The sequence below is a fragment of the Duganella sp. Leaf126 genome, assembly GCF_001423125.1.
Classification (GTDB): Bacteria; Pseudomonadota; Gammaproteobacteria; order Burkholderiales; family Burkholderiaceae_D; genus Rugamonas.
Window position 1 is genome coordinate 81,696 of the sequence record NZ_LMNW01000004.1, and the last position, 24,261, is coordinate 105,956.

A 24,261-nucleotide genomic window follows, 5' to 3' on the forward strand; every position below is an offset into this window, starting at 1 on the left:
TTCATGTTTGTTGAATATAAAAAATATTCCATATGCAAGTCAAGTAGAAGCGCCGACAAAAAAAGCCGGCGCCCCCACGGGGGATGGCGCCGGCTGCCGCAACGCGCGCGACTTATTTCGCTGCGAAACTGTCCTTGAGCGTGACGATGCGGTTGAACACCGGCTTGCCCGGCTGGCTGTCGACGCGGTCGGCGACGAAATAGCCGTGGCGCTCGAACTGGTAGCGCTGGTCGGGCAGGGCGGCGCTCATGCCCGGCTCCAGGTAGGCGGTGATCACTTCGCGCGCGTTCGGGTTGAGCAGCTCCTTGAAATCCTTGCCGCCGGCGTCCGGGTGCGGATCGGTAAACAGCCGTTCGAACAGGCGCACTTCGGCCGGCAGCGCGGTGGCGGCCGAAACCCAGTGGATATTGCCCTTGACCTTGTAATTGTCCGACCCTGGCGTGCCGGACTTGGAGTCGGGGAAGTAGTTGACGTGCACGGCCACCACGTTGCCGTTGTCGTCCTTGTCGAAGCCCGTGCACTCGGTCACGTAGCCGTGGCGCAGGCGCACCCGGCTGCCCGGCTTGTCGCCGCTCGGCGGAGTGTAGCGGAAGTAACCCTTGCTCGGCACTTCCATGAAGTCCTCTTCCTCGATCCACAGCTCGCGCGAGATCGGGAAGGTGCGCACGCCCATCTCCGGGTGGTGCGGGTGGACCGGCGACGAGCATTCTTCGCTCTGCCCTGCGGGGTAGTTGTCGATGATGAGCTTGAGCGGACGCAGCACGGCAGTGGCGCGCGGCGCCTTGGGGTCGAGGTCTTCGCGCAGGCAGCCTTCCAGCGTGCTCATGTCGATCCAGCCGTCGGACTTGGTCACGCCGATGCGCTCGCAGAACAGCTGGATCGCCTCGGGCGTGTAGCCGCGCCGGCGCAGGCCGACGATGGTGGGCATGCGCGGATCGTCCCAGCCATCGACGATTTTCTCGTCGACCAGCTGGCGCAGCTTGCGCTTGGACGTGACCACGTAGGTGAGGTTGAGGCGCGAGAACTCGTACTGGCGCGGCACCGGCAGCTTGAAGAAGCCGCCTTTCGACAGCGTTTCCAGCAGCCAGTCGTAGAACGGGCGGTGATCCTGGAATTCCAGCGTGCAGATCGAGTGGGTGATGTTTTCCAGCGCGTCCGAAATCGGGTGCGTGTAGTCGTACATCGGGTAGATGCACCAGGCGTCGCCGGTGCGCACGTGGTGGGCGTGGCGGATGCGGTAGATGGCCGGGTCGCGCAGGTTCATGTTCGGCGAGGCCATCGCGTCTTCGCTGATCTTGGCGCGCAGGATGTGCTCGCCGTCGGCGTACTTGCCGGCCTTCATGTCGCGGAAGATCTGCAGCGACTCGGCCACCGGGCGGTTGCGGAACGGCGAGTTGGTGCCGGGCGTGTTGAAATTGCCGCGGTTGGCCGCCATATCGTCTGCCGACTGGCTGTCCACATAGGCGTAGCCCTGCTCGATCAGGTACTCGGCCATCGCATACAGCTGGTCGAAATAGTCCGAGGCGTAGTGCAGGTGGTGTTCGACGCTGCCGTCGGCCTGCGGGTAATCGTAGTCGAAGCCGAGCCACTTGACGCTGTCGATGATGGTGTCGACGTATTCCTGCTCTTCCTTGGCAGGGTTGGTGTCGTCGAAGCGCAGATTGCAGCGGCCCTGGTAGTCGCGCGCCAGGCCGAAGTTCAGGCAGATCGACTTGGCGTGGCCCACGTGCAGGTAGCCATTCGGTTCCGGCGGAAAGCGGGTGATCACGGTCGGCAGGTCGTCGCGCACATAGGTGCCGGCTGCCTGGTCGTGGTCGATGATGGCGCGCAGGAAGTTCGACGGGGCGGACGGCGAATCGGCCGCCGGGCTGTTTTTATCGTTGCTCATCTGGAAGATTGACTTTGGGAAGTTCGTGTAAAGGCCATTTTACCGTATCCCTTGCCAGCGGCCAGAGGGAAATGCTGCGTTGCGGCGACCGCGGACACAGGGGCGCAGCCGGCGGCGGTGAGGTCGCAGGTATAATTCGCCTTTGGTTCTTAACATCAGTTTCGGAGTTTCCCAAATGGAAAATCATTACAACACGCTGGGAATCGCGCCGAACGCCACCGAGGACGAGATCAAGAAGGTCTACCGCTCGCTGGCGATGCGTTTTCACCCGGACCGCAACCAGGCGCCCGGCGCCGAAGCGCGCTTCAAGGCCATCACCAAGGCCTATGAAATCCTGTCCGATCCGGTCAAGCGCGAGGAATACAACCAGAGCGTGAACCACCGCATCATCATCGATGCCGAAGCCGAAGCCTACCAGCTTTGGCGTTCGCTGTTCAGCCTGCACGGCACGACGCTGCCTGCCGCCTGACGCCACCTCATACTATCGAAAGCAAGCACATGAGAAAAGTACACCCGGAGTTCGCCTACCAGTCGCGTGAGCTCGAAGGCCAGATCGAGGGCATCCTCGGCGATCCGCCCGACCGCAAGAACTACCAGCGCATGATCGACGCGCTGATCGACGAGTACGCGAGCGGCAGCGGCATCGAAGACGTCAACATGCTGGCCTTTGCGCTGGTCGATGCGCTCGAGTTTTCCGATCCCAAGGGCTTGCTGGCCGAGGCCGGCGATTACGGCTTCGGCGACGCCGCGCGCGTGTTTGCCATGGCCTCGTGCAAGGGCGAAGCGGCCGGCCGCATGTACGCGGCGCTGCAGGAAAACCTGCCCGACCTGGCGCGCCAGGCCATCATCACCGCCTTCCTGTATAAAAATCCGCGCAAGTGGGACGACGACGACCAGTCGCTCGAGCAGCTGTCTGCCAACGACGATGGCGACGATATCGAGGACGAAGACAACGCATCCGACGATTTCGCGCAAATGTTCGACAAGGATGGAGAATAAACCATGTCCGACGACCAACCAACCCGCAACCTTCCGGCCCTGAGCAAGCAAGTGACCGAACTGGTGCTGGCCGGCTCGCTGGGCCACGCCGAGCAGGCGTTTGCCGAAGCGGCCGACCAGTACGGCGACCTGGCCGTGGTGGAAGTGCTGTCCGCTATTCCGCCGCAGGTGACCGCGCTGCACATGGCCGGTTTTGACGGCGGCAAGATGTCGCTGGCCACGCTGCTGGTGCCGCCCAAGGCCTGGGCCGACAGCCTGGCCTTCATCGCGGCCACCTGGCCCGACGACCAGATCGAGGACGATCCCGAGCGCATCGCCGAATCGCTGTTCGCCCACGTGCACGGCGTGGTGTTTGCCACCGACGACGAAGACCGCCGCAACGAGCTGCTGGCCGCTGCCTCGGCTTCCGATCATGGCGCCACCATGTTTGCCATCCTGTTCTCGATGGCGCCCAAGGAAATTCTCGAAGTGGCCGGCGAAATCATTTCGAAAGGCCCGTACCTGACCGGCCAGACCTCGTCCGACAACGACGTCGTGCCGCTGGCGATCGCGCTGGCCCAGGCCTCGGAAGACGGCTGGGACCGCGCCCTGTTCGAGCTGTTCCCCGAATTCCGCCACAGCGCCGACCTGGCCGACGCCGAGTTCAACGACGACCCCGACGAGGAACAGAATTTCCTGCAGCGCTCGACCAAGGAATTGCTGTACCGGCTGCGCAAGCAAATACCGAGCACGCGTGCGGTCAAGGCCTCGCGCCGCAGCGTCGGCACCGGCATCTTCTCGTGAGGGAACGCTGATCCATGCTGCCAGCAATCGTCAAAGAAAACCTGCCGCGCCTGACGCGCGCGATCCAGCAACTGGCCACATCGCCCGATCTCGATCGCGACCCTGACGCCGCCTACACGCTGGCCGACGAACTGACCGGCATCACCGCCATGGTGGCCGAAAAGTTCACCAACGACCGCACCGCCGACGGCATCCAGAAGGCGCTGCAGCTGACGGTGGGCGCGGTGTCGCTGGGGCTGGACCAGGCGCTGCCCGAGGCCGAGGTCCAGGCCGGCGGCGAAGACCCGGACCTGCGCGCGCTCGAACTGCTGATCGACGAGGGCGCCGAGCACGCGTTCCAGATCGGTTTCCGCATGATCAAGGATTTGTCGGCCTTGCCCGAGGACGCCCTGGTCGGCGAGTACGACACCGACCCGGTCTACGCGGCGCGGCGCCTGCGCGAGCTGTTCATCGACCTGTGCCAGACCGATCCGAACCAGAACTGGAACGGCAGCGAACGCTATGCGGTGATGCTGCGCCAGCGCAAGGAAGTGCAGGCCATCGTGCGCCTGGCCAACTGGCTGCGCCGCCACCACAGCGAAGGCCCGGTGTCCGACACCGACCTCAATGCCGAGGGCGTGATCGCGCTGGCCGTCATTTTCGCGGTGGAAGGCGGGGGCAGGGTGGTCGCCCGCACCGGCCAGAAGGAGTTCGAGCGCTTCGTCAAGTCGGTGCGCAAGAACAAGCCGGACTTCGAAGAAGGCTGGGCTGCGCTGGTGGCCGCCGTACCGGCACAGCACCATCCGGTGCTGCTGGAGCGTATCGCCAGCTACCGCCAGGCCTGCACCGTGCTCGATCACATCCGGGGACGGACGGCAATGAAGACCTTGTTTGCGGAGCTCGAGAATTACGCCGGCTCGGAACTGGACGCCGATTACTCGTAACAGCCGCAGTGCAGCGGCGGCCGTCCCGCCTGCGCGGCGGCCGGCCGCTGCGCAGTCACGACGGCGCCAGGACATCTGCCGTCGTCGGCCGTCGCTTCGTCATTGCCGCGCAGCCGGCAATGACGTCGGTGGCGCTGCCGGCACCTCATTTTGCAGCTTCTTCCGCCACCGCCACAAACCCTGCCACCAGCGGCGAATGCTCGTCCGCGCGCCGCGCCAGCAACAGCGCCGTATTGGCCTCCGGATCGGCCAGCGGCCGGTAGCACACGCCTTCCATGCGGATGATCTCGAACGAACTCGGTAACACTGAAATCCCGCTGCCGGCCGCTACCAGGCCGATGATGGTCGAACCTTCCGCCGCCTCCACCGCGATATTCGGCACGAACCCTGCTTCCTTGCACAGCCGGAAAATCTGCGGATGGAGGCCGGTGCCGGCCGTCTTCGGAAACATCACCAGTGGCAGCCCCTTGAGGTCGCTGATCGCAATGGCCGGCTTGTGCGCCAGCGCATGCCCGACCGGCAGCACCAATACCAGCGGATCGCGCCGCAATTCGGTCAATACCACGCCATCGGGCAGCGCCTGCTCGGGCGGACGCACCAGGCCCAGGTCCAGCCGGCGCTTGCCGATGGCGTCGAGCTGCTCGAAAGTGGACAGCTCGTGCAGCGTCAGCGTCACGCCCGGATAGCGCTGGCGGTAGCGGTTGATCACGGCGGCAAACAGCGGCGTCAATGGCGTGGAAAAGGTAAAACCGACCCGCAGTTCGCCCGCCTCGCCGCGTTCGGCCCGGCGCGCCGTCAGCACCGCCTGGTCGGACAGGGCCAGCACGCGCCGCGCATCGTCCAGGAACAGCTTGCCCGCTTCCGTCAGCCGCACCCAGCGCTTGCTGCGCTCCAGCAGCTGCGCGCCCACTTCCGCTTCCAGCATCTGGATCTGGTGGCTCAGTGGCGGCTGACCGATGTGCAGGCGCTCGGCGGCGCGGGTGAAGCTCAATTCTTCAGCCACGGCAACGAAGTAGCGGAGGTGACGCAATTCCATTTTCTTATCTTTTAAAAGTATGACTGACGGCTTAAATATATATTGGACACTAGGATCGTGCAATCCTAAGATGGATTGTCCCTCTGCTTCAGATTGCTTGCCATGACTACCGCAGCCTCCCACATCGACCAGCGCAGCGCCCCGGATGCCGCCGGCGCACCGGCCCAGCGCCTGCCGGCGCCGCGCATCGCTGCCGGCACCGCCGATTTCAAGCGCAGCAACCGCGCCCTGTTCTTCGGCGGCTTCTCGTGTTTTGCCCTGCTGTACTGCGTACAGCCGCTGATGCCGCTGCTGTCGCGCGAGTTTGCGCTCAGTGCGGCGCAAAGCAGCCTGGCCTTGTCGATCTCGACCGCCGCACTGGCCCTGTCGCTGGTGGTGTCGAGCGCCATCTCCGAGCGGCTCGGACGCAAGCCGCTGATGGTGGCGGCGATGGCGGTGGCTGCCGCGATGACGGTGCTGTGCGCGTTTGCCCACAACTATCACCAGTTGCTGGCGCTGCGCGCCTTGCTCGGTGTGGCGCTGGGCGGCATGCCGGCCATTGCCATGGCTTACCTGGGCGAGGAAATCGAACCGGCCTCGCTGGGCCTGTCGATGGGGCTGTACATCAGCGGCAGCGCATTCGGCGGCATGGCGGGCCGTGTTCTCACCTCGGTGCTGAGCGACCACTTTTCGTGGCGGCTGGCGGTCGGCGTGGTTGGCTTGGCCGGCATCGTGGCGGCGTGGGAATTCTGGCGCAGCCTGCCGGCGTCGCGCCACTTTACGCCGTCGAACGGCGGCTGGCGCGCATTGCCGGCCGGCTTCCGGCTGCACCTGGGCGACGCCGGCCTGCCATGGCTGTTCGCGCTGGCCTTCCTGCTGATGGGCGCGTTCGTCAGCCTGTACAACTACATCGCCTACCGCCTGCTCGGCGCGCCGTTCGGCCTGAGCCAGAGTCTGGTGGGCACGGTGTCCTTCCTGTATTTGCTGGGCATCTACAGCTCCGTGTGGGCCGGCAAGCTGGCCGACCGGTTCGGGCGCCGCCACGTGCTGTGGGCGGTGCTGGCGCTGATGCTGGCCGGGCTGCTGCTGACGCTGTCGAACTGGCTGCCGCTGATCGTCGCCGGGGTGGCCCTGTTCACCTACGGCTTCTTTGCCACGCACTCGGTGGCCAGCAGCTGGGTGGGGCGGCGCGCACTGTCGAACAAGGCGCTGGCGTCGGCGCTGTACCTGTTTTTCTATTATCTCGGTTCCAGCGTGGTCGGTTCGGCCACCGGCATGATGTGGGAGCGCGGCGGCTGGCCCGGCGTGGTGACGGTGCTGGGCGCCGCGCTCGGCCTGGGCCTGCTGGTGGCGGTGCGGTTGCGCAGCCTGGCGCCGCTGGGCGCGGCCGAGAAGTAAGCGGGCGTCCGTAGCGCTCTGATCCACGTCAACCCGTCGCACGGAATCTGTCGGCCGCAGCCGGTGTCGAATCAAGACAGGAACGCCGTTCGTTTCTTCTTCATTGCGGAGGTGACACCATGCAGCACACCAACGACCGGCGCACCGACATCGGCCGCCGTTTCCACCTGGTCGAACAGGCCATCGCCCAGGCTGCGGAAGCCAGTTCGGCCGAACACCAGCTGCCCAGCGAACTGCGCGACAGCATCCAGCGCGTGGACCGCCTTGGCGACACTGCGCGCGACGTGCTGCTGTCCGACGACCCGGCGCGCCTGCGCAAGCTGGTCGCCGACATGACCGGCGCCGCCGAACGCGCGCGCCGCGTCTGTACCAATATTCCGCAGCTCTCGGCCCGCATCCGGGGCGCGGTCAGCCACATGGCCAGCCAGATCCAGGAACTGCAGCGCGACGTGCAGTAGCCGGAGCGGCGCAGTTTGCCGTGCCGGGGCGGGCAATGTTGCGGCGGCCCGACGTGGGGCGCCGGCCTGCCAGGCCTGGACGGTCGCCGGCCGCACCGGTCTGCGGCTTTGCAGCACCGGCTTCACAGCACCGGCTCACCGCACCGGCTCACGGGGGCCCGTTCACCGGATCCGCTCACGGGACCCGTTCACGGCACCGGTTCACCGCACCGGCTCACGGGGCCCGTTCACCGGATCCGCTCACGGGACCCGTTCACAGCACCCCCTTGGCGCGCAGCGCGGCGATCTCGTCATCGCTGCGCCCGAGCAGGCCGCGTACGATGTCGTCCGTGTGCTGGCCCAGCAGCGGCGGCGCCACGGCATTGTCGGCGGGCGAGGCGGACAGGCGCATCGGGTTGCGTACCAGCTTGACCTTGCCGGCGGTGGGGTGGGGCACCTCGGTGACGATGCCGCGCGCCAGCACTTGCGGATTGCTGTACACGTCGTCGAGGTTGTTGATCGGGCCGCATGGCACGCCCACCGCTTCCAGCGTCGTGATCCAGAAATCGCGCGGGTGTTGCAGCACCATCTCGGCCAGCAGCGGCACCAGCTCCTCGCGGTGCTGGACGCGCAAGGGATTGGTGGCGTAGCGCGGGTGCAGGGCCAGGTCGGCGCGCCCGCCCGCCTCGACGAATTTCTGATACTGGCCATCGTTGCCGGTGGCGACGATGATGTAGCCGTCGGCACAGGCAAAGGTCTGGTACGGCACGATGTTCGGATGCGCATTGCCCCAGCGCCTGGGCGGCTTGCCGCTGTTGAGGTAGTTGCTGCCCATGTTGGCCAGCATCGCCACCTGCACGTCGAGCAGCGCCATGTCGATGTACTGGCCCTCGCCGCTGCGGTCGCGGTGGGTCAGGGCGGCCAGGATGGCGATGGTGGCGTACATGCCGGTCATCAGGTCGGTCAGCGCCACGCCCGCTTTCTGCGGGCCGCCGCCGGGCAGGTCGTCGCGTTCGCCGGTCACCGACATCAGGCCGCCCATGCCCTGGATCAGGAAATCGTAGCCGGCGCGGTGCGCATACGGTCCGTCCTGGCCGAAGCCTGTCACCGAGCAATAGACGAGATCGGGCTTGATGGCCCTGAGTGCGTCGTAATCGAGGCCGTAGCGTTTCAGCTGGCCCACCTTGTAATTTTCCAGCACCACGTCGCAGTGCGGCACCAGCTCGCGCAGCAGCGCTTGCCCCTCGGCGCTGGCAATGTCGATCGTCACCGAGCGCTTGCCGCGGTTGGCGGCCAGGTAATAGGCTGCCTCGGTGGTGTCGTTGCCGTCGGCATCTTGCGCGTACGGCGGACCCCAGGCGCGCGTGTCGTCGCCGCTGCCCGGACGCTCGACCTTGATCACGTCGGCGCCCAGGTCGGCCAGGTTTTGCGAACACCAGGGGCCGGCCAGCACCCGGCTCAGGTCCAGCACGCGCAGGTGGCCCAGCGCTTTCGGTACAGTCATCGTTTTCTTTCTAAGTGGTTCGTCTCGCCCGTCAGTGTAGTGTCTGGGGCGCGATCGTGATAGTGTCAGGGTTCCAGTGCTCCCAATTCGAGAATTCATTCGGCATCATGTGGCCTTATCCGAAAATTGTTGCGCATCGCGGCGGCGGCACCATCGCGCCCGAGAACACGGTGGCCGGCTTGCGCGCCGGTCTCGCGTACGGCTTTCGCGCCGTCGAGTTCGATGTCATGCTGTCGCGGGACGGCATCGGCATGGTGATCCACGACCCCGAGTTCGGCCGCACGGTGGCAGGGCTTGGCGCCGTGGCGCGCACGCTGGCGCGCGACCTGGCCGCAATGGACGCCGGCAGCTGGCACAGCGCGCCGTTCAAAGGCGAGCCGGTGCCGTACTACACGCAATTCATCGCGTATTGCAGGCAGCACGGCATCTGGATGAACGTGGAAATCAAGCCGTCCGACGGCGTCGAGGCGGCCACCGGCGCCTGGGTGGCGCAGGTCACGCGCGACGCCTATGCGCAAGAGATTGCGGCGGGGCAGGTGGCGCGGGTGCCGCTGCTGTCCTCGTTCAGCCATGCGGCGCTGGCCGCCGCCCGCGACGCCGCGCCCGAGGTGCCGCGCGCCTGGCTGCTCGACCGCCTCCCGCCCGACTGGCAGGCCCCGGCCCGGGCGCTGCAGGCGGTGGCGATCCACACCAATCACCGCCATTTGACGCAGGCGCTGGCGGCAACCGTCAAGGCCGCCGGCTTCGGCCTGTTTTGCTACACGGTCAACGATCCCGACCGCGCCCGCGAGCTGCTGAGCTGGGGCGTGGACGGCTTGTGCACCGACCGCATCGATTTGATCGGCCCGACCTTTACCTGAAACCATCCCGAGGTAGAGGTCATATATAATCAACCCTTTGCATCCAACCTTTGCTTCGGCCAGCTACCCTCCCAGCCTACGACATGAAATCATCTGAAATCCGCGAGAAGTTCCTCAAGTTTTTTGAATCCAAGGGGCACACGATAGTCCGTTCCAGCCCGCTGGTACCTGGCAACGATCCGACCATGCTGCTCACCAACAGCGGCATGGTGCAATTCAAGGACGTGTTCCTGGGCCTGGATACGCGTCCGTATTCGCGCGCGACCACCGTGCAGCGCTGCGTGCGCGCCGGCGGCAAGCACAACGACCTGGAAAACGTCGGCTACACGGCGCGTCACCATACGTTCTTCGAAATGCTGGGCAACTTCAGCTTCGGCGACTATTTCAAGCGCGATGCGATTCAATACGCCTGGGAACTGCTGACCAAGGTCTATGCCCTGCCGGCGGAAAAGCTTACCGTCACCGTCTATTTCGAGGATGACGAAGCCTACGATATCTGGGCCAACGAAATCGGCGTGCCGACAGAGCGCATCATCCGCATCGGCGACAACAAGGGATCGCGCTACGCGTCCGACAACTTCTGGCAGATGGCCGATGTCGGTCCCTGCGGCCCGTGCACCGAGATCTTCTACGACCACGGTCCCGAGATCTGGGGCGGTCCGCCGGGCTCGCCTGAGGAAGACGGCGACCGCTTCATCGAAATCTGGAACCTGGTGTTCATGCAGTTCAACCGCGACGAAGCGGGCAATATGAACAAGCTGCCCAAGCCCTGTGTCGATACCGGCATGGGCATGGAGCGCCTGGCTGCCGTGCTGCAGCACGTGCACAGCAACTACGAAATCGACCTGTTCCAGAACCTGATCAAGGCTGCCGCGCGCGAAACCGGCGCCACCGACCTGGAATCGAAGTCGCTGCGCGTGATCGCCGACCACATCCGCGCCGCCTCGTTCCTGATCGTCGACGGCATCATCCCTGGCCCGGAAGGCCATGGTTACGTGCTGCGCCGCATCATCCGCCGCGCGCTGCGCCACGGCCACAAGCTGGGCCAGACCAAGCCATTCTTCTACAAGCTGGTGGCAGACCTCAACCTCGAGATGGGCGCTGCCTACCCGGAACTGGCCGACGCCAAGGACCGCGTTGCCGCCACCCTGAAGGCCGAGGAAGAGCGCTTCGGCGAGACGCTGGAAAACGGCATGAAAATCCTCGAAGCGCAGCTGGCCAAGGATCCGACCAAGCTCGACGGCGGCACGGCGTTCACCCTGTACGACACCTACGGTTTCCCGCTGGACCTGACCGCCGACATCTGCCGCGAGCGCAACATCACGCTCGACGAAGACGGTTTCAACGCGGCCATGGAACAGCAGAAGAAAACCGCGCGCGCGGCCGGCAAGTTCAAGATGGCTGCCAACGTCGAGTACACGGGCGAAAAAACCAAATTCGTCGGTTACGACGACCTCAGCGTCAATGCCAAAGTGATCGCGCTGTACGCCAATGGCGCGGCCGTGCAGGAATTGAAGCAGGGCGAATCGGGCATCGTGGTGCTCGACACCACGCCGTTCTACGCCGAGTCGGGCGGCCAGGTCGGCGACCAGGGCGCGATCAAGTCGGCCGGCGCGCTGTTCGAAGTGGAAGACACGCTGAAAATCCAGGCCGACGTGTTTGGCCAGCACGGCGTGCTGACCCAGGGCAGCCTGAAAGTGGGCGACGCCGTGTCGGCGGAAGTGGACCTGCACAAGCGCGGCCGCACCATCCGCAACCACTCGGCTACCCACCTGATGCACAAGGCCCTGCGCGAAGTGCTGGGGGGCCACGTGGCGCAAAAAGGTTCGCTGGTCGATTCCGATAAAACCCGTTTCGACTTCAGCCACAACGCGCCGCTGACGGCTGAACAGATCGCCGAAGTGGAAGCCAAGGTCAACAAGGAGATCCTGGAAAACCACGCGACCAAGGCCCAGCACATGTCGTTCGACGACGCCGTCAAGCATGGCGCCATGGCGCTGTTCGGCGAAAAATACGGCGACGAAGTGCGCGTGCTCGACATCGGCACCTCGAAAGAGCTGTGCGGTGGCGTCCACGTGCAGCGCACCGGCGATATCGGTTTGTTCAAGATCGTCGGCGAAGGCGGCGTGGCGGCCGGCATCCGCCGCGTGGAAGCGGTGACGGGCGAGGGCGCGCTGGCGCTGGTGCAAGGCCTGTCGCGCAAGCTCAACGAAGCTGCTGCAGCGTTCAAGGCCAACCCGGACGAGCTGATCGTCAAGATCGGCGCCGTGCAGGACCAGGTCAAGTCGCTCGAGAAGGAACTGGCGGCATTGAAGTCGAAACTGGCGTCGGGCCAGGGCGACGAGCTGGCCACCAAGGCAGTCGATGTCAACGGCATCAAGGTGCTCGCTGCCACGCTGGAAGGCGCCGATGTGGCCACCCTGCGTGCAACCATGGACAAGCTCAAGGACAAGCTGAAGACTGCCGCCATCGTGCTGGCCGCCGTCAATGACGGCAAGGTCAGCCTGATCGCCGGCGTGACGGCGGACGCCACGGCCAAGGTCAAGGCGGGCGAGCTGGTGAACTTCGTTGCACAACAAGTGGGCGGAAAAGGCGGCGGACGCCCCGATATGGCGCAGGCCGGCGGCACCGATCCGAGCGGCTTGCCCACCGCCCTGGCAGGCGTGGTCGCGTGGGTGGGCGCCAAGGCGTAACGCAAAAAAGCAGTCCTGATCTGCAAGTAACCCTGTAGAATCAGGGGTGGCGACGGCCCGCGTGTCAAGCGCGGGCCGTTGTTGTTTGATTGCTCTGATTGTATACTTGCAAGTTCCCGTTGCAAAATTGCAACGTGCTACGAACTATTTTGGTGCAGCGCGTCAAGCGCGCCGAAAAGGAGTAGTATGGCGTCACTGCCAAACAATTCACTAGCTCATTAGCGGGTTCTCAATGACCGACACGATACTAGACAACGACATCATGGAATTCCACATGGAACTCGATGCGCGCGAACTGCACTGTCCTCTGCCCATCCTCAAGGCCAAGAAAGCCCTGGCGGAACTGCAAAGCGGCGAAGTGCTGCGCATCATGGCAACCGACCCTGGCTCCGTTCGCGACTTCCAGGCATTCGCCAAGCAAACCGGCAACGCGCTGCTCTCGCACGTGCAGACCGGTCGTGAATTCGTCTTTTTGATGCGCCGCAAATAAGTCTGGCGCACCGCTCCCTCCTGTTCTGTTACCCGGCTTGACCTGTGGATCGATCGTCTAAGTAGTTTTTAGACGATTTCCACTAACTAAAAATCGCACGATCGTGCTTTAATTTATTGTGTCCGGCGGATTTCTCATATAATCTAGCCCACTAATTTAGTCCGTTATTTACTATTTTCCCAAAGGCACAGCTATGAAAGTCTTGGTACCCGTCAAACGCGTGGTCGACTACAACGTCAAGGTGCGCGTCAAATCGGACGGCACCGGCGTCGATATCGCCAACGTCAAAATGTCGATGAATCCGTTCGACGAGATCGCGCTGGAAGAAGCCACGCGCCTCAAGGAAGCAGGCAAGGTCACCGAAGTGGTGGCAGTCTCGTGCGGCGTAGACAAGTGCCAGGAAACCCTGCGCACCGGCATGGCCATCGGCGCCGACCGCGGCATCCTGGTGCAGACCGACGTGGAACTGGAACCGCTGGCCGTGGCCAAGCTGATCAAGGCGCTGGCCGACAAGGAACAGCCGCAGCTGATCATCCTGGGCAAGCAGGCCATCGACGACGACTCCAACCAGACCGGCCAGATGCTCGCTGCCCTGCTGGGCTGGCCGCAAGCGACGTTCGCGTCGAAAGTGGTGCTCGAAGACGGCAAGGCGACCGTCACCCGCGAAGTGGACGGCGGCCTGGAAACCCTGGCGCTGACGCTGCCGGCCATCATCACCACCGACCTGCGCCTGAACGAGCCGCGCTACGTCACTTTGCCGAACATCATGAAGGCCAAGAAGAAGCCGCTGGACGTGACCAAGCCGGAAGACCTGGGCGTCGATGTGACCCCGCGCCTGAAGACGCTGAAGGTTGCCGAGCCTGCCAAGCGCTCGGCCGGCATCATCGTGCCGGACGCCGCCACCCTGGTCGCCAAGCTGCGCACCGAAGCCAAAGTCATCTAAAGGAATCATCATGGTCGCATTAGTTATCGCAGAACACGACAACGCCAGCCTGAAAGGCAGCACCCTCCACACCGTGACCGCAGCTGCCCAGTGCGGCGGCGACGTGCACGTGCTGGTGGCCGGTTCCAACGCCGGTGCTGCCGCTGCGGCTGCCGCGCAAATCGCCGGCGTGTCGAAAGTCATCGTGGCCGACGCGCCGCACTTTGCCGACGGCCTGGCCGAAAACGTGGCCGAGCAGATCCTGGCGCTGGTCCAGGGCGACGCTTACAGCCACATCCTGGCTCCGGCCACCGCGTACGGCAAGAACATCCTGCCGCGCGTGGCTGCCAAGCTGGACGTGGCGCAGATTTCCGAAATCACCAAGGTCGATGCGCCCGACACCTTCGAGCGTCCGATCTACGCCGGTAACGCCATCGCCTACGTGCAATCGTCGGACAAGATCAAGGTCATCACCGTGCGCGCCACCGGCTTCGACGCCGCAGCTGCCACCGGTGGCTCGGCTGCCACCGACACCGTCACTGCCGTGGCCGATTCGGGCAAGTCGAGCTTTGTCGGCCGCGAACTGGCCAAGTCCGACCGTCCGGAACTGACCGCCGCCAAGGTGATCGTCTCCGGTGGCCGCGGCATGGGTTCGGGCGAAGCGTTCAAGGTGCTCGAGCCGCTGGCCGACAAGCTGGGCGCTGCCATGGGTGCGTCGCGCGCAGCGGTCGATGCAGGCTACGTGCCGAACGACTGGCAAGTGGGCCAGACCGGCAAGATCGTCGCCCCCAACCTGTACATCGCGGTCGGCATCTCGGGCGCCATCCAGCACCTGGCCGGCATGAAGGACTCGAAAGTGATCGTGGCCGTCAACAAGGATCCGGAAGCGCCGATCTTCTCGGTGGCCGATTACGGCATCGTGGGCGACCTGTTCGAAGTGGTACCGCAGCTGGTGACCGAGCTGGGCTAACGGTTAAATACCGACGTCACCAACGAGCCACGCTGGTAGGGAAACTGCCACCGTGGCTTTTTTTAAACCCAAACCTGCGCGCCGTCATTCCCGCGCAGGCGGGGACCCGGTTTGTACGCGCAATGTTGGCTGTTGTGCAGGACAACACGGGTCACCGTCATTGGATTCCCGCCTGCGCGGGAATGACGGTGCCAGCGTCAGCGGCTGCGTTCGCTGCAAACAAATACGGAGACAATATGCCCTACCAAGCCCCCCTCAAAGACATGCTGTTCGTGATCAGCGAACTGGCCGATCTGGCCGCCGTCAACGCGCTGCCCGGCAATGAAGACGCGACCCTGGACACGGCCGAAGCCATCCTCGAAGAAAACGGCAAGTTCGTCAGCGGCGTGATCGCGCCGCTCAACCATGCCAGCGACAAGGAACCGAGCTACTGGCACGACGGCCAGGTCACGACCTCGAAAGGTTTCAAGGCGGCATTCAAGGCCTTCGGCGAAGCCGGCTGGCAGGGCGTGCAGCACCCGGTCGAGTTCGGCGGCCAGGGATTGCCGAAACTGCTGGCCACGCCGTGCATCGAGATGCTGAACGCGGGCAGCATCTCGTTCGCACTGTGCCCGCTGCTGTCGGACGGCGCCATCGAGGCACTGCTGACCGCCGGCAGCGAAGAGCAGAAAGCCACCTACCTGGAAAAACTGGTGTCGGGCGAATGGACCGGCACCATGAACCTGACCGAGCCGCAAGCCGGTTCCGACCTGGCCGCCGTGCGCACCCGCGCCGAGCCGCAGGGCGACGGCACCTATAAAGTGTTCGGCACCAAGATCTACATCACCTACGGCGAGCACGACTTCTCCGACAACATTGTGCACCTGGTGCTGGCGCGCACGCCCGATGCCCCGGCCGGCGTGAAGGGTATTTCGCTGTTCATCGTGCCGAAGTTCCTGGTCAATGCCGACGGCACGCTGGGCGCGCGCAACGACGCCCACTGCGTCTCGCTCGAACACAAGCTCGGCATCAAGGCCAGCCCGACCGCCGTGCTGCAGTTCGGCGACCACGGCGGCGCCATCGCCACCCTGGTCGGCGAGGAAAATCGCGGCCTCGAATACATGTTCATCATGATGAATGCAGCGCGCTTTGGCGTCGGCCTGCAGGGCATCGGCCTGGCCGAGCGCGCGTATCAGAAGGCGGTGGCGTTCGCGCGCGAGCGCGTGCAGTCGCGCGACGTGGCGGGCTCTGCCGGTCCGGTTGCCATCATCCACCACCCGGACGTGCGCCGCATGCTGATGAACATGCGCGCGCAAACCGAGGCCGCGCGCGCGCTCGCTTACGTCGGTGCCGGCCTGTCCGACATCGCTCACCGTCACGCTGATGAAGCCGTGCGCAAGCACAACCTGGCCGTGTACGAGTACCTGGTGCCGGTCATCAAGGGCTGGTCGACCGAGATGGCGCAGGACGTCACGCGCGACGGCGTGCAGGTGCACGGCGGCATGGGCTTCATCGAAGAAACCGGCGCTGCCCAGCACTACCGCGATGCCAAGATCCTCACCATCTATGAAGGCACGACCGCGATCCAGGCCAACGACCTGGTCGGTCGCAAGACCGTGCGCGACGGCGGCGCCGTGGCCAAGGGACTGATCGACCAGGTGCGTGCCACCCAGGCCCAACTGGCCGCATCGGGCGACGCCCAGCTGCAGGCGATTGCCAAACAACTGGCCGCCGGCGCCGACGACCTGGCGGCAGCGGTGGACTTCGTGGTCGCCAACGTCAAGAGCGACGTCAAGGCCGTGTTTGCCGGCAGCGTGCTGTACCTGAAACTGGCCGGCGTGGTGCTGGGCGGCTGGCAGATGGCGCGGGCGGCAGCGATCGCGCAGCAAAAGATCGCGGCAGGCGAGGGGGATGCGGCGTTTTACCAGGCCAAGATCGGCACCGCCCGCTTCTTTGCCGACCACATCCTGTCGCAATCGGCCAGCCTGCGCACGGCCATCGTCGACGGCAGCGCCGGCGTGCTGGCGCTGGACGCAGCGCAGTTCTGACACGGTTGCCGGATCGTTGCGACGATCCGGCAACCTGCGCCCACGTCAAAGTCCGCCCGTTGGCAGCGTCACACCGGCCACGCGCGTCGTGCGGTGAGCCAGCGACAGCGCGGCAACCAGCGTTTCGCAGGCCACGCGCATCCTGCCATGAGCCAGCGCCAGCGCGGCAACCAGCGTTTCACCGGCCGCGAGCATCCTGCCATGAGCCAGCGCCAGCGCGGCAACCAGCGTTTCACCGGCCGCGAGCATCCTGCCGTGAGCCACCGACAGCGCGGCAACCAGCGTTTCACCGGCCACGCGCGTCCTGATGTGAGCCATTACCAGCGCGGCAACCAGCGTTTCACCGCCCGCGAGTCCCGCCGTGAGCCAGCGGCAGCGCGTCACCCGCCGTCGTACCCGCGCAGGCGGGCACCCAATTCACTCGTGCGGGATGGCCGCAACGCCGTTTTATTTCACGTCGATACGCCCATACAGCCCGTGCGTGCTGCCGTTCGGGCCGGCCGTGTAGAACAGGGTGTTGGTCGGCTGGTTGTTGACGCCGTTACCGAAGGCCAGGCCCCACAAGCCGTCGATGGCGATCTTGCTGCCATCGGCTTTCTGCAACATGCCTGCTGCCGCGCCCGTGTCCGGATCGTAGGCCTGGATCAGGCCGTCACCGAAGTTACCGACCAGCAGTTTGCCGCTCAGGCTGCCGAAATTGGCGGGCGCCTGGGTCATGCCCCATGGCGCGTTCAAGGTGCCGCCCACCACCAGCTGCTTGAGCAGGTTGCCGCCCGTATCGAACACATCGATCACGCCGGAGCCGACCGCATGTTCGGCGAAGCGGCCGGCGTGCTTGGCGTAGGCCACGTAGATGCGGCTGCCGATGGTCTGGATATTGTAGGGACCGTAACCGGCCGGCAGCTTGGGATCGGTAAAGCTGCCGGGCAGGGTGGCCTTGGCGAACTTGGCGTCGAGCACGTCGATCTTGTCGTTGGCAAAGTCGGCAGCATACAGGTAGTTGGCGCCGTTGTAGGTGGCGAGGGCCAGGCCCAGGTAGGAAGTACCGCTGGCGCTGTTATCGACCACGGTGGCGGCGTTGGCCGCATCGGTGGCCGGCGACCAGGCGGCGATCGCGCCCAGCGCGGTGCTGAACACGAACGGGCTGCCGTTGAAGTCGGTGCCGCTGCCATTGAAGACGATGCCGATCGGCGCCGGCGGCGTCTTGACCACCAGCGGTTGCGGCACGCCATTGCCGTCATACAGGGTCGAGGTGCCGGTGCCGGTGTTGGCCACCCAAACATAGCCGGTCGGATTGAAGGCGATGCCCCAGGCGTTGATCAGGTTGGCGTCGGTGTTGGGCGCGGTGCCGGCCACGTCGGCCACCAGCCTGGTGTCGGCATACGCGCTCGGTGGCGCGCTGGTGGCGGTGGAGCCGCCGCCACAGGCGCTGAGCAGGCTGGCTGCGGCCAGCGACAGCGTGGCCGTCAGTTTCACGGAAGGACGGAGAGTGCGGGCAGGGCGTTGCATGATGAACCTTTGGACGGGAAGAGGAACCTCTTAATGCGCTCTCGCCGCCCGCAGGTTTTAATGATTCTTGTAACAAGTTTGTTACATGGCCCCGCGCAAGGCGTCAGCGGCGCACCAGCGTGCCGTGCTGCTTCTGGACCCGTTCGCCGTTGACCATCTGCGGGTCGTTGTCATAGACAAAGGTGTCCTGCTTGCCGTCGTCGTAGCGCACGTGCACGGTCCACTGCTTGGTGGTGCGCGCCTGCTCTTCCACTTTCTTGCCGGCGTAGGCGCCACCTGCGGCGCCGGCCAGCGTGGCCAGCTTCTTGCCGCCGCCGCTGCCGACCTGGTTGCCGAGCAGGGCGCCTGCCACGCCGCCGGCGATCAGCCCCACGGCGCCGCCTTCACCGGCTTTTTCGCTGACCACCACCGACGTCACGCGGCCGCAGTCGTGGCAGGCCGCGGCCTTGGGCGCCTTCCGGTTGTAGCGCGCCTTGGCGTCGGCGTTGTGCTGCGTGTATTCGGTCTTGGCGTCGCGCAGGCACTGCATGCGTGCGCTCGCCGTGGCTTCGTCGGCGCACAGCTTCTTGTCTGCTGCGTAGCGGTTGGCGATGCGTTTGGTCTCGGCGTTGTATTCGGACTTGCTCATCTGGGCATAAGACGTGGATGTCAGGGTGGCCATGGCCACTGCCAGCAGGATGGAGTGCTTGTTCATCTTGTTTTCCTTGTAGTTGGTTTTCAGCCGTAGGCGCCGCCAGTGTATAGCAGATCAAAAAAGCGTGAAATTGTGGCAATCAGGCTGGCGGCGCCGACCATCATGGTGGCCACCAGCACGAGGGCGATCGGCCAGCGCGTGTTGGACTGCCTGCCCGAATGCGGGTTGAAGCGCGCATCCCATTGTTGGTCCGGCATCAGGCCCAGCACCAGCGCTTCGAGAAAGCCGGCCAGGCCCGACAGCATCAGCGGCAGCAGCTTGTAAAAGCCGTCGGCGTGCGGCGCCAGCGCGGTCACCAGCCAGGCGGCGGGCAGGGCGGCCAGGTGCAGCCACAACCACGGGTCGCGCCAGCCGCGCAGGTACAGGCGTTGCGCGCCGAGACCGCCGAACAGGAAGGCGAGCAGAGCGGCGATGGTCTTGTTTTTGTGGCGAGCAGTCATCGAAGGCGGCAAAAAAGTCCGGGGAGGCCCAGTATCGGCGATAATGTCGTCCCCGGCCTACTTTTTTGGCAAGAATCCAGGCAACTTTCCTACGCAGGTATTGCTCCGTTGGCCGGAACGGGGGATAATCTTCGATTACCCCAATCTGCCCGATTATTTCATTAACGCTTGCTGCTTTGCGGTCAGGCGCGCTATAATTTGCGGCTTTTTCCGTCCTAGCACACTTTTTGGAAATATTATGGTCGTTATTCGTTTAGCTCGTGGAGGCGCCAAGAAGCGTCCGTTCTTCAACATCGTTGCAACCGATTCGCGCAATCGTCGCGATGGCCGTTTCATCGAACGCATCGGTTTCTACAACCCGATGGCGCAAGGCGGCGAAGTGCCACTGCGCATCACTGCTGACCGTCTGGCTCACTGGCAATCGGTCGGCGCACAACTGTCGCCAACCGTGGCACGCCTGGTTGCTTCGAACAAAGCAGCTTAATTCAGGTTGCTGGTTTGACCGATAAGCAAGCATCCGGGGTGCAAGTCCCCGACGATCTGGCACAGGTAGGCTTTGTCTTCGGTGCTTACGGCGTCGCTGGCTGGGTGAGGATACGTCCTTTCTCGGAAGATGCGGATGCGCTGCTCTCGGTAAAAACCTGGTGGATCGACAAGCCCACCCTGCACGATGTCGATGTCAGGCAGTGCAAGCTGCATGGCGGCGACGTGGTCGCACAGCTGGTTGGCGTCACTGACCGGAATGTCGCAGAAGCGCTCAAGGGCGCCGCTGTTTCCATTCCGCGCAGCCGCTTCCCGGTATTGTCGGAAGACGAGTTTTACTGGGCCGAGCTGATCGGTCTGGAAGTGGAAAACCTGCAAGGCGAAGCGCTCGGCACGGTCACTGACATGATGAGCAACGGTCCGCAGTCGATCTTGCGCATCCAGCCAGCAGAATCTGCCGAAGCAGCACCCGACGACACGGCGCCCGAGCGCCTGATACCGTTTGTCGACGCGTTCATCATCAAGGTGGACAAGGCGGCGAAAAAGATCACTGTCGATTGGGGTCTTGATTACTAGTGAACACAGAGGGCGGCCCGCCATGCAATTCGATGTCGTGACCCTGTTCCCCGAAATGTTCGCCGCACTGACGCAGTCGGGTGTCACCCGGCGCGCGTTCGAACAGAATAAATGTGGCTTGTCGTTGTGGAATCCGCGTGACTTCACGACCGACAATCACCGCACCGTGGATGACCGCCCCTACGGCGGCGGCCCCGGCATGGTGATGCTGGCCAAACCCCTGGAAGCGACGATCAACGCAGCGAAAGCGCGGCAGCAGCAAGCCGGCCTGCCGGCGCCGCGCGTGGTGTTCATGTCGCCCCAGGGCAAGCAGTTAACGCACGAGCGCGTGGTGCAGCTGCAGCAGGAACCCGGCCTGGTGATCCTGTGCGGCCGCTACGAGGCGGTCGATCAGCGCCTGCTCGACCGCTGCATCGACGAAGAAATCAGCCTCGGCGATTTCGTTCTGTCGGGCGGCGAGCTGCCGGCGATGGCCCTGATGGATGCCGTGATCCGCCTGATTCCGGGCGTGTTGAACACGGACGCCTCGGCGGTCGAAGACAGTTTCGTCAACGGCCTGCTCGACTCGCCGCACTACACGCGGCCCGAGACGTACGAAGGCGTGGGCGTGCCGCCGGTGCTGATGGGCGGCAACCATGCCGAGATCGGCAAGTGGCGCCGCCAGCGCATGCTGGAAGCGACCGCGCGCAAGCGGCCGGACCTGCTGGTCAAGGCGCGGGCGGCAGGGCAGCTGAGCAAGATCGATGAAAAGTTTTTGGCAGGTTTAGCAAAACCTGTGTAGTTCCCCGGCAGGTTCGCCTGTCGATTGATCGCAGTACCACCATCCTCTACCGGGCATCGGGTGTTTCCCACAGCGCGCCGGCACGATGGCTTTTGGAGTTATAAAAATGAACGTGATTCAACAACTCGAGCAAGAAGAAATCGCTCGCCTGGGCAAGAACATTCCTGATTTTGCCCCTGGCGATACCGTGGTCGTGAACGTTAACGTCGTCGAAGGCACCCGCAAGCGCGCCCAGGCATACGAAGGCGTCGTGATCTCCCGTCGCAACCGTGGCCTGAACTCGAACTTCATCGTTCGCAAGATCTCGTCCGGCGAAGGCGTCGAGCGTACCTTCCAGCTGTACTCCCCGCTGATCGCTTCGATCGAAGTGAAACGCCGCGGTGACGTACGTCGCGCTAAACTGTACTACCTGCGTGATCGTTCCGGTAAATCGGCACGTATCAAGGAAAAACTGCCAAACCGTCGCCCAGCGGCGAAAAAAGCAGTCGCCGCTTAATTGTAGCGATTGGGTTTGGAGAGAGGGGCGCCGTATCGGTGCCCCTCTTTTTTTAAGGAGCTCACTTGGCAACGTTGTTATTCGATCCCCGCACCCTGCCGATCGACGCCATCGCCGGCGAGCCCGGTCTGGCGCTCGAACGGCTGCACCCGGACTGGCTGCGCCAGCGCTTTGCCGAGCAGCCGCAATGGTCGCCCGAAGCGGCTGAAACCAGTTATGCGCTGCGCGCGGACGGCTCGCCCGCCACGGCCGCCTCGGTCCTGATCGCGCTGGTCAGGCGCGCCGAGGGCCTGAGCCTGGTGCTCACCCAGCGCAATGCCGACCTGACCGACCATCCGGGCCAGATCAGTTTTCCCGGCGGGCGCGCCGAAGCGTACGACGCCAGTCCGGTGGACACCGCGCTGCGCGAGGCGGAAGAGGAAATCGGTCTCGATCGCACCCACGTCGAAGTGCTCGGCACCTTGCCCGATTACTACACCGGCACCGGCTACCGCGTGACGCCGGTGGTGGCGCTGGTCACGCCGCCGTTGTCGCTGCAGGCCGATCCCGGCGAAGTCGAAGAGATTTTCGAAGTGCCGCTGGCCTTTCTGATGGATGGTCTGAACCACCAGCGCCTGTCGGTCGAACTGCCGTCGGGGCGGCGCAGCTTTTATGCGATGCCGTACGGGACCTATTACATCTGGGGCGCGACCGCCGGCATGCTGCGTAACTTGTTCCATTTCCTGCGCGCCTAATAATTTGATTCCGTTACACGTCTAGGTTATCGTAACGGGCAACGAGGTATGGCTGGACGAAGTACCGAACCAAAGGATCATCGATGACATTTCTTTCCATTCTGTGCGCGCTGCTGATCGAGCAAATGAAACCGCTGCGGGCGGATAATTTTATTTACGCGGAGATCAAGGCCCTGGCGTTGCGGATGGAGACCTGGTTCAATGCCGGGCAGGCGACGCACGGGCGCATCGGCTGGTTCCTGATGATGGCCGTGCTGCTGGTGCCGGTGGCCCTGATCTCGTGGCTGCTGCACTACTACGACTGGTTCCTGGCATCGTTCGCGTGGAATGTGCTGATCGTGTACCTGACGCTGGGCTTTCGCCATTACAGCCATTACTTCACCTCGATCCAGCTGGCCCTGAACGCCGGCGACGATACCGCCGCCCGCGCACTGCTGGCCGAATGGACGCGCCAGGACACCATCGGCATGGACGCCAACGAGATCTCGCGCGTGGCCGTGGAAAAGGCGCTGATCACCACCCACCGCAACGTGTTCGGCGTGTTCTTCTGGTTCCTGATCCTGGGGCCGGTGGGCGCCATCCTGTACCGCGTGTCGGAATACGTGGCGCGCGCCTGGAACGAACCGGAGCACATGCGCAACGAGGCGTTCGGCCTGTTTGCCGGCCGCGCCTATTACTGGATCGACTGGCTGCCAGTGCGCCTGACGGCCGTGGCGTTTGCCGTGGTCGGCAACTTCGAGGATGCGATCTACGCCTGGCGTAATTTCTCGCGCCGCTGGGCCGACGAGGCGATCGGCATCATCCTGTCCGCCGGCGGCGGCGCCATGGGCGTGCGCCTGGGCTCACCGGCCGAACACGCGATCCGCGTGACGCTGATCGATTCGGCCACGGTCGATATCTCCGACGTCGAAGCGGACACGCTGCCGGGCGACGAGCCGACCGTGCGCGCGCTGCAAAGCACGGTCGGCCTGGTGTGGCGTGCGCTGCTGCTGTGGATGATGTTGCTGCTGCTGCTCTCGGGCGCGGTGTGGCTGGGCGCCGCCCCGTAGCACGGTACAATAGCGTCTGCGTTTGGTGCGGCGTCGCAGAGTCCTGCACCATTATGCCGTTTTGAAATAAAAATCCGCGTCAAATCAAGGGCTTAAGTATTCGGGTCTTCTATAAGATATAATACGTAGGTTCCTCATCCACACGTCTCATCGCAGAGCAGCCGCCCATGGCAGAGTCAGTTCAAAAACCGGTCGAACAGCAGGATTCGTTCTTCATTCTTGGCCAAACCAGCAATGGCCGGGCGTTCCGTCCCAGCGACTGGGCCGAACGCCTGTGCGGTGTGATGGCGTGCTTCAAGCCCCCCGGCAGCGGCGGCGGACGCAATTCCCACCTGCAGTTTTCGCCGTACGTCACGCCCACCGTGGTCAACGGCGTCAAGTCGGTGGTGGTCAACGGCAAGCTGCGCGACCTCGAGCCGATGGCGTACCACTTCGTGCTGTCGTTCGCCAAGGACAACGACCTGCAGGTGGTCGATGCCTGTCTGCTTCCCGAGAAAAAATAATTTAAGCGCTTCCTCAGTAAAAATGCGCCGTTGCGGCTAGCAGGGTGTGCGGGGCAGGGCGTATGCTGTGCGCTTCCGTATTCTCGC

Annotated in this window: 26 protein-coding genes; 19 read left to right on the top strand and 7 right to left on the bottom strand. The window is 64.2% G+C overall.

Annotation, left to right across the window (positions count from 1 at the left end; all coding sequences use genetic code 11):
- Positions 1 to 112 precede the first annotated feature (112 nt).
- The gene (locus tag ASF61_RS05870) at positions 113 to 1,888 is read right to left on the bottom strand and encodes a glutamine--tRNA ligase/YqeY domain fusion protein (protein ID WP_056152396.1); all 1,776 of its coding nucleotides are present in this window, start codon (positions 1,886 to 1,888) and stop codon (positions 113 to 115) included.
- A 175-nt stretch (positions 1,889 to 2,063) separates the two neighbouring features.
- On the opposite strand from ASF61_RS05870, the gene ASF61_RS05875 reads away from it, so the two are divergent.
- Genes ASF61_RS05875 through ASF61_RS05890 form a run of 4 tightly spaced genes read left to right on the top strand, consistent with a single transcriptional unit; the run spans position 2,064 to position 4,593 of the window.
- Positions 2,064 to 2,357 carry a DnaJ domain-containing protein gene (locus ASF61_RS05875; RefSeq protein WP_056152399.1) on the top strand — a complete coding sequence of 98 codons (294 nt, stop codon included), beginning with the start codon at positions 2,064 to 2,066 and terminating at the stop codon, positions 2,355 to 2,357.
- A 29-nt stretch (positions 2,358 to 2,386) separates the two neighbouring features.
- On the top strand, positions 2,387 to 2,887 hold the full coding sequence (locus tag ASF61_RS05880) for a hypothetical protein (RefSeq protein ID WP_056152401.1): 501 nt from the start codon (positions 2,387 to 2,389) through the stop codon (positions 2,885 to 2,887).
- 3 nt (positions 2,888 to 2,890) lie between these two features.
- A complete protein-coding gene (locus ASF61_RS05885) occupies positions 2,891 to 3,670 on the top strand; it encodes a hypothetical protein (protein WP_056152404.1) in 780 nt (259 codons plus the stop codon).
- A 14-nt stretch (positions 3,671 to 3,684) separates the two neighbouring features.
- Entirely contained in the window at positions 3,685 to 4,593 is a 909-nt protein-coding gene (locus tag ASF61_RS05890; RefSeq protein ID WP_056152406.1) for a hypothetical protein, read from the top strand.
- Positions 4,594 to 4,738: 145 nt separating this feature from the next.
- On the opposite strand, the gene ASF61_RS05895 is transcribed toward ASF61_RS05890, so the two are convergent.
- The gene (locus ASF61_RS05895; RefSeq protein WP_056152409.1) at positions 4,739 to 5,629 is read right to left on the bottom strand and encodes a LysR substrate-binding domain-containing protein; all 891 of its coding nucleotides are present in this window, start codon (positions 5,627 to 5,629) and stop codon (positions 4,739 to 4,741) included.
- 102 nt (positions 5,630 to 5,731) lie between these two features.
- On the opposite strand from ASF61_RS05895, the gene ASF61_RS05900 reads away from it, so the two are divergent.
- Positions 5,732 to 7,006: an MFS transporter gene (locus ASF61_RS05900; protein WP_082491240.1), complete on the top strand. Its 1,275-nt coding sequence runs from the start codon at positions 5,732 to 5,734 to the stop codon at positions 7,004 to 7,006.
- A 119-nt stretch (positions 7,007 to 7,125) separates the two neighbouring features.
- Positions 7,126 to 7,464 carry a hypothetical protein gene (locus ASF61_RS05905; RefSeq protein ID WP_056152412.1) on the top strand — a complete coding sequence of 113 codons (339 nt, stop codon included), beginning with the start codon at positions 7,126 to 7,128 and terminating at the stop codon, positions 7,462 to 7,464.
- A 253-nt stretch (positions 7,465 to 7,717) separates the two neighbouring features.
- On the opposite strand, the gene ASF61_RS05910 is transcribed toward ASF61_RS05905, so the two are convergent.
- Positions 7,718 to 8,947: a CaiB/BaiF CoA-transferase family protein gene (locus ASF61_RS05910; RefSeq protein ID WP_056152415.1), complete on the bottom strand. Its 1,230-nt coding sequence runs from the start codon at positions 8,945 to 8,947 to the stop codon at positions 7,718 to 7,720.
- 107 nt (positions 8,948 to 9,054) lie between these two features.
- Between ASF61_RS05910 and ugpQ the strand changes: the two genes are divergently transcribed.
- The 6 genes from ugpQ to ASF61_RS05940 all read left to right on the top strand — a co-directional run bounded on the left by ugpQ (position 9,055) and on the right by ASF61_RS05940 (position 16,909).
- Positions 9,055 to 9,807: a glycerophosphodiester phosphodiesterase gene (gene ugpQ / locus ASF61_RS05915; protein WP_056152418.1), complete on the top strand. Its 753-nt coding sequence runs from the start codon at positions 9,055 to 9,057 to the stop codon at positions 9,805 to 9,807.
- 83 nt (positions 9,808 to 9,890) lie between these two features.
- On the top strand, positions 9,891 to 12,500 hold the full coding sequence (gene alaS, locus ASF61_RS05920) for an alanine--tRNA ligase (protein ID WP_056152421.1): 2,610 nt from the start codon (positions 9,891 to 9,893) through the stop codon (positions 12,498 to 12,500).
- Positions 12,501 to 12,762: 262 nt separating this feature from the next.
- Positions 12,763 to 12,990: a sulfurtransferase TusA family protein gene (locus tag ASF61_RS05925; protein ID WP_026637260.1), complete on the top strand. Its 228-nt coding sequence runs from the start codon at positions 12,763 to 12,765 to the stop codon at positions 12,988 to 12,990.
- Between the two features lie 193 nt (positions 12,991 to 13,183).
- Positions 13,184 to 13,933: an electron transfer flavoprotein subunit beta/FixA family protein gene (locus tag ASF61_RS05930; RefSeq protein ID WP_056152426.1), complete on the top strand. Its 750-nt coding sequence runs from the start codon at positions 13,184 to 13,186 to the stop codon at positions 13,931 to 13,933.
- A gap of 10 nt (positions 13,934 to 13,943) precedes the next feature.
- Positions 13,944 to 14,882: an electron transfer flavoprotein subunit alpha/FixB family protein gene (locus tag ASF61_RS05935; RefSeq protein ID WP_056152429.1), complete on the top strand. Its 939-nt coding sequence runs from the start codon at positions 13,944 to 13,946 to the stop codon at positions 14,880 to 14,882.
- A gap of 236 nt (positions 14,883 to 15,118) precedes the next feature.
- Positions 15,119 to 16,909 (top strand): acyl-CoA dehydrogenase, encoded by a 1,791-nt coding sequence (locus tag ASF61_RS05940; protein ID WP_056152433.1) that lies wholly within the window; start codon positions 15,119 to 15,121, stop codon positions 16,907 to 16,909.
- Positions 16,910 to 16,954: 45 nt separating this feature from the next.
- Here ASF61_RS05940 and ASF61_RS05945 read toward each other — a convergent pair whose 3' ends face one another.
- The 4 genes from ASF61_RS05945 to ASF61_RS05960 all read right to left on the bottom strand — a co-directional run bounded on the left by ASF61_RS05945 (position 16,955) and on the right by ASF61_RS05960 (position 19,552).
- Positions 16,955 to 17,206, bottom strand: a complete 252-nt coding sequence (locus ASF61_RS05945) for a hypothetical protein (protein WP_156369473.1) — start codon at positions 17,204 to 17,206, stop codon at positions 16,955 to 16,957.
- Between the two features lie 150 nt (positions 17,207 to 17,356).
- Positions 17,357 to 18,418: a TIGR03118 family protein gene (locus ASF61_RS05950; RefSeq protein ID WP_082491241.1), complete on the bottom strand. Its 1,062-nt coding sequence runs from the start codon at positions 18,416 to 18,418 to the stop codon at positions 17,357 to 17,359.
- A gap of 103 nt (positions 18,419 to 18,521) precedes the next feature.
- Positions 18,522 to 19,112, bottom strand: a complete 591-nt coding sequence (locus tag ASF61_RS05955) for a glycine zipper 2TM domain-containing protein (protein ID WP_056152442.1) — start codon at positions 19,110 to 19,112, stop codon at positions 18,522 to 18,524.
- Between the two features lie 23 nt (positions 19,113 to 19,135).
- Positions 19,136 to 19,552 (bottom strand): NINE protein, encoded by a 417-nt coding sequence (locus ASF61_RS05960; protein ID WP_056152446.1) that lies wholly within the window; start codon positions 19,550 to 19,552, stop codon positions 19,136 to 19,138.
- A gap of 238 nt (positions 19,553 to 19,790) precedes the next feature.
- Between ASF61_RS05960 and rpsP the strand changes: the two genes are divergently transcribed.
- The 7 genes from rpsP (at position 19,791) to ASF61_RS05995 (ending at position 24,174) form a co-directional block, all read left to right on the top strand.
- Positions 19,791 to 20,036 carry a 30S ribosomal protein S16 gene (rpsP, locus tag ASF61_RS05965; protein ID WP_019921707.1) on the top strand — a complete coding sequence of 82 codons (246 nt, stop codon included), beginning with the start codon at positions 19,791 to 19,793 and terminating at the stop codon, positions 20,034 to 20,036.
- A 14-nt stretch (positions 20,037 to 20,050) separates the two neighbouring features.
- Positions 20,051 to 20,611 carry a ribosome maturation factor RimM gene (gene rimM, locus ASF61_RS05970; RefSeq protein ID WP_056152449.1) on the top strand — a complete coding sequence of 187 codons (561 nt, stop codon included), beginning with the start codon at positions 20,051 to 20,053 and terminating at the stop codon, positions 20,609 to 20,611.
- A gap of 22 nt (positions 20,612 to 20,633) precedes the next feature.
- Positions 20,634 to 21,392 carry a tRNA (guanosine(37)-N1)-methyltransferase TrmD gene (trmD, locus tag ASF61_RS05975; RefSeq protein ID WP_056152452.1) on the top strand — a complete coding sequence of 253 codons (759 nt, stop codon included), beginning with the start codon at positions 20,634 to 20,636 and terminating at the stop codon, positions 21,390 to 21,392.
- Positions 21,393 to 21,498: 106 nt separating this feature from the next.
- Complete coding sequence (gene rplS / locus ASF61_RS05980; protein ID WP_056152455.1) at positions 21,499 to 21,888, top strand: 50S ribosomal protein L19; 390 nt, start codon at positions 21,499 to 21,501, stop codon at positions 21,886 to 21,888.
- A 65-nt stretch (positions 21,889 to 21,953) separates the two neighbouring features.
- Positions 21,954 to 22,622: a CoA pyrophosphatase gene (locus ASF61_RS05985; RefSeq protein WP_056152458.1), complete on the top strand. Its 669-nt coding sequence runs from the start codon at positions 21,954 to 21,956 to the stop codon at positions 22,620 to 22,622.
- Between the two features lie 83 nt (positions 22,623 to 22,705).
- On the top strand, positions 22,706 to 23,671 hold the full coding sequence (locus ASF61_RS05990; protein ID WP_056152460.1) for a CobD/CbiB family protein: 966 nt from the start codon (positions 22,706 to 22,708) through the stop codon (positions 23,669 to 23,671).
- Between the two features lie 167 nt (positions 23,672 to 23,838).
- Complete coding sequence (locus ASF61_RS05995; protein ID WP_056152464.1) at positions 23,839 to 24,174, top strand: DUF3579 domain-containing protein; 336 nt, start codon at positions 23,839 to 23,841, stop codon at positions 24,172 to 24,174.
- Positions 24,175 to 24,261: the final 87 nt, after the last annotated feature.

Excerpts from the sequence above, each read along its gene's own strand:
- ASF61_RS05870 (WP_056152396.1), bottom strand. The coding sequence starts at position 1,888 with ATGAGCAACGATAAAAACAGCCCGGCGGCCGATTCGCCGTCCGCCCCG.
- ASF61_RS05875 (WP_056152399.1), top strand. The coding sequence starts at position 2,064 with ATGGAAAATCATTACAACACGCTGGGAATCGCGCCGAACGCCACCGAG.
- ASF61_RS05880 (WP_056152401.1), top strand. The coding sequence starts at position 2,387 with ATGAGAAAAGTACACCCGGAGTTCGCCTACCAGTCGCGTGAGCTCGAA.
- ASF61_RS05885 (WP_056152404.1), top strand. The coding sequence starts at position 2,891 with ATGTCCGACGACCAACCAACCCGCAACCTTCCGGCCCTGAGCAAGCAA.
- ASF61_RS05890 (WP_056152406.1), top strand. The coding sequence starts at position 3,685 with ATGCTGCCAGCAATCGTCAAAGAAAACCTGCCGCGCCTGACGCGCGCG.
- ASF61_RS05895 (WP_056152409.1), bottom strand. The coding sequence starts at position 5,629 with ATGGAATTGCGTCACCTCCGCTACTTCGTTGCCGTGGCTGAAGAATTG.
- ASF61_RS05900 (WP_082491240.1), top strand. The coding sequence starts at position 5,732 with ATGACTACCGCAGCCTCCCACATCGACCAGCGCAGCGCCCCGGATGCC.
- ASF61_RS05905 (WP_056152412.1), top strand. The coding sequence starts at position 7,126 with ATGCAGCACACCAACGACCGGCGCACCGACATCGGCCGCCGTTTCCAC.
- ASF61_RS05910 (WP_056152415.1), bottom strand. The coding sequence starts at position 8,947 with ATGACTGTACCGAAAGCGCTGGGCCACCTGCGCGTGCTGGACCTGAGC.
- ugpQ (WP_056152418.1), top strand. The coding sequence starts at position 9,055 with ATGTGGCCTTATCCGAAAATTGTTGCGCATCGCGGCGGCGGCACCATC.
- alaS (WP_056152421.1), top strand. The coding sequence starts at position 9,891 with ATGAAATCATCTGAAATCCGCGAGAAGTTCCTCAAGTTTTTTGAATCC.
- ASF61_RS05925 (WP_026637260.1), top strand. The coding sequence starts at position 12,763 with ATGGAATTCCACATGGAACTCGATGCGCGCGAACTGCACTGTCCTCTG.
- ASF61_RS05930 (WP_056152426.1), top strand. The coding sequence starts at position 13,184 with ATGAAAGTCTTGGTACCCGTCAAACGCGTGGTCGACTACAACGTCAAG.
- ASF61_RS05935 (WP_056152429.1), top strand. The coding sequence starts at position 13,944 with ATGGTCGCATTAGTTATCGCAGAACACGACAACGCCAGCCTGAAAGGC.
- ASF61_RS05940 (WP_056152433.1), top strand. The coding sequence starts at position 15,119 with ATGCCCTACCAAGCCCCCCTCAAAGACATGCTGTTCGTGATCAGCGAA.
- ASF61_RS05950 (WP_082491241.1), bottom strand. The coding sequence starts at position 18,418 with ATGCAACGCCCTGCCCGCACTCTCCGTCCTTCCGTGAAACTGACGGCC.
- ASF61_RS05955 (WP_056152442.1), bottom strand. The coding sequence starts at position 19,112 with ATGAACAAGCACTCCATCCTGCTGGCAGTGGCCATGGCCACCCTGACA.
- ASF61_RS05960 (WP_056152446.1), bottom strand. The coding sequence starts at position 19,552 with ATGACTGCTCGCCACAAAAACAAGACCATCGCCGCTCTGCTCGCCTTC.
- rpsP (WP_019921707.1), top strand. The coding sequence starts at position 19,791 with ATGGTCGTTATTCGTTTAGCTCGTGGAGGCGCCAAGAAGCGTCCGTTC.
- trmD (WP_056152452.1), top strand. The coding sequence starts at position 20,634 with ATGCAATTCGATGTCGTGACCCTGTTCCCCGAAATGTTCGCCGCACTG.
- rplS (WP_056152455.1), top strand. The coding sequence starts at position 21,499 with ATGAACGTGATTCAACAACTCGAGCAAGAAGAAATCGCTCGCCTGGGC.
- ASF61_RS05990 (WP_056152460.1), top strand. The coding sequence starts at position 22,706 with ATGACATTTCTTTCCATTCTGTGCGCGCTGCTGATCGAGCAAATGAAA.
- ASF61_RS05995 (WP_056152464.1), top strand. The coding sequence starts at position 23,839 with ATGGCAGAGTCAGTTCAAAAACCGGTCGAACAGCAGGATTCGTTCTTC.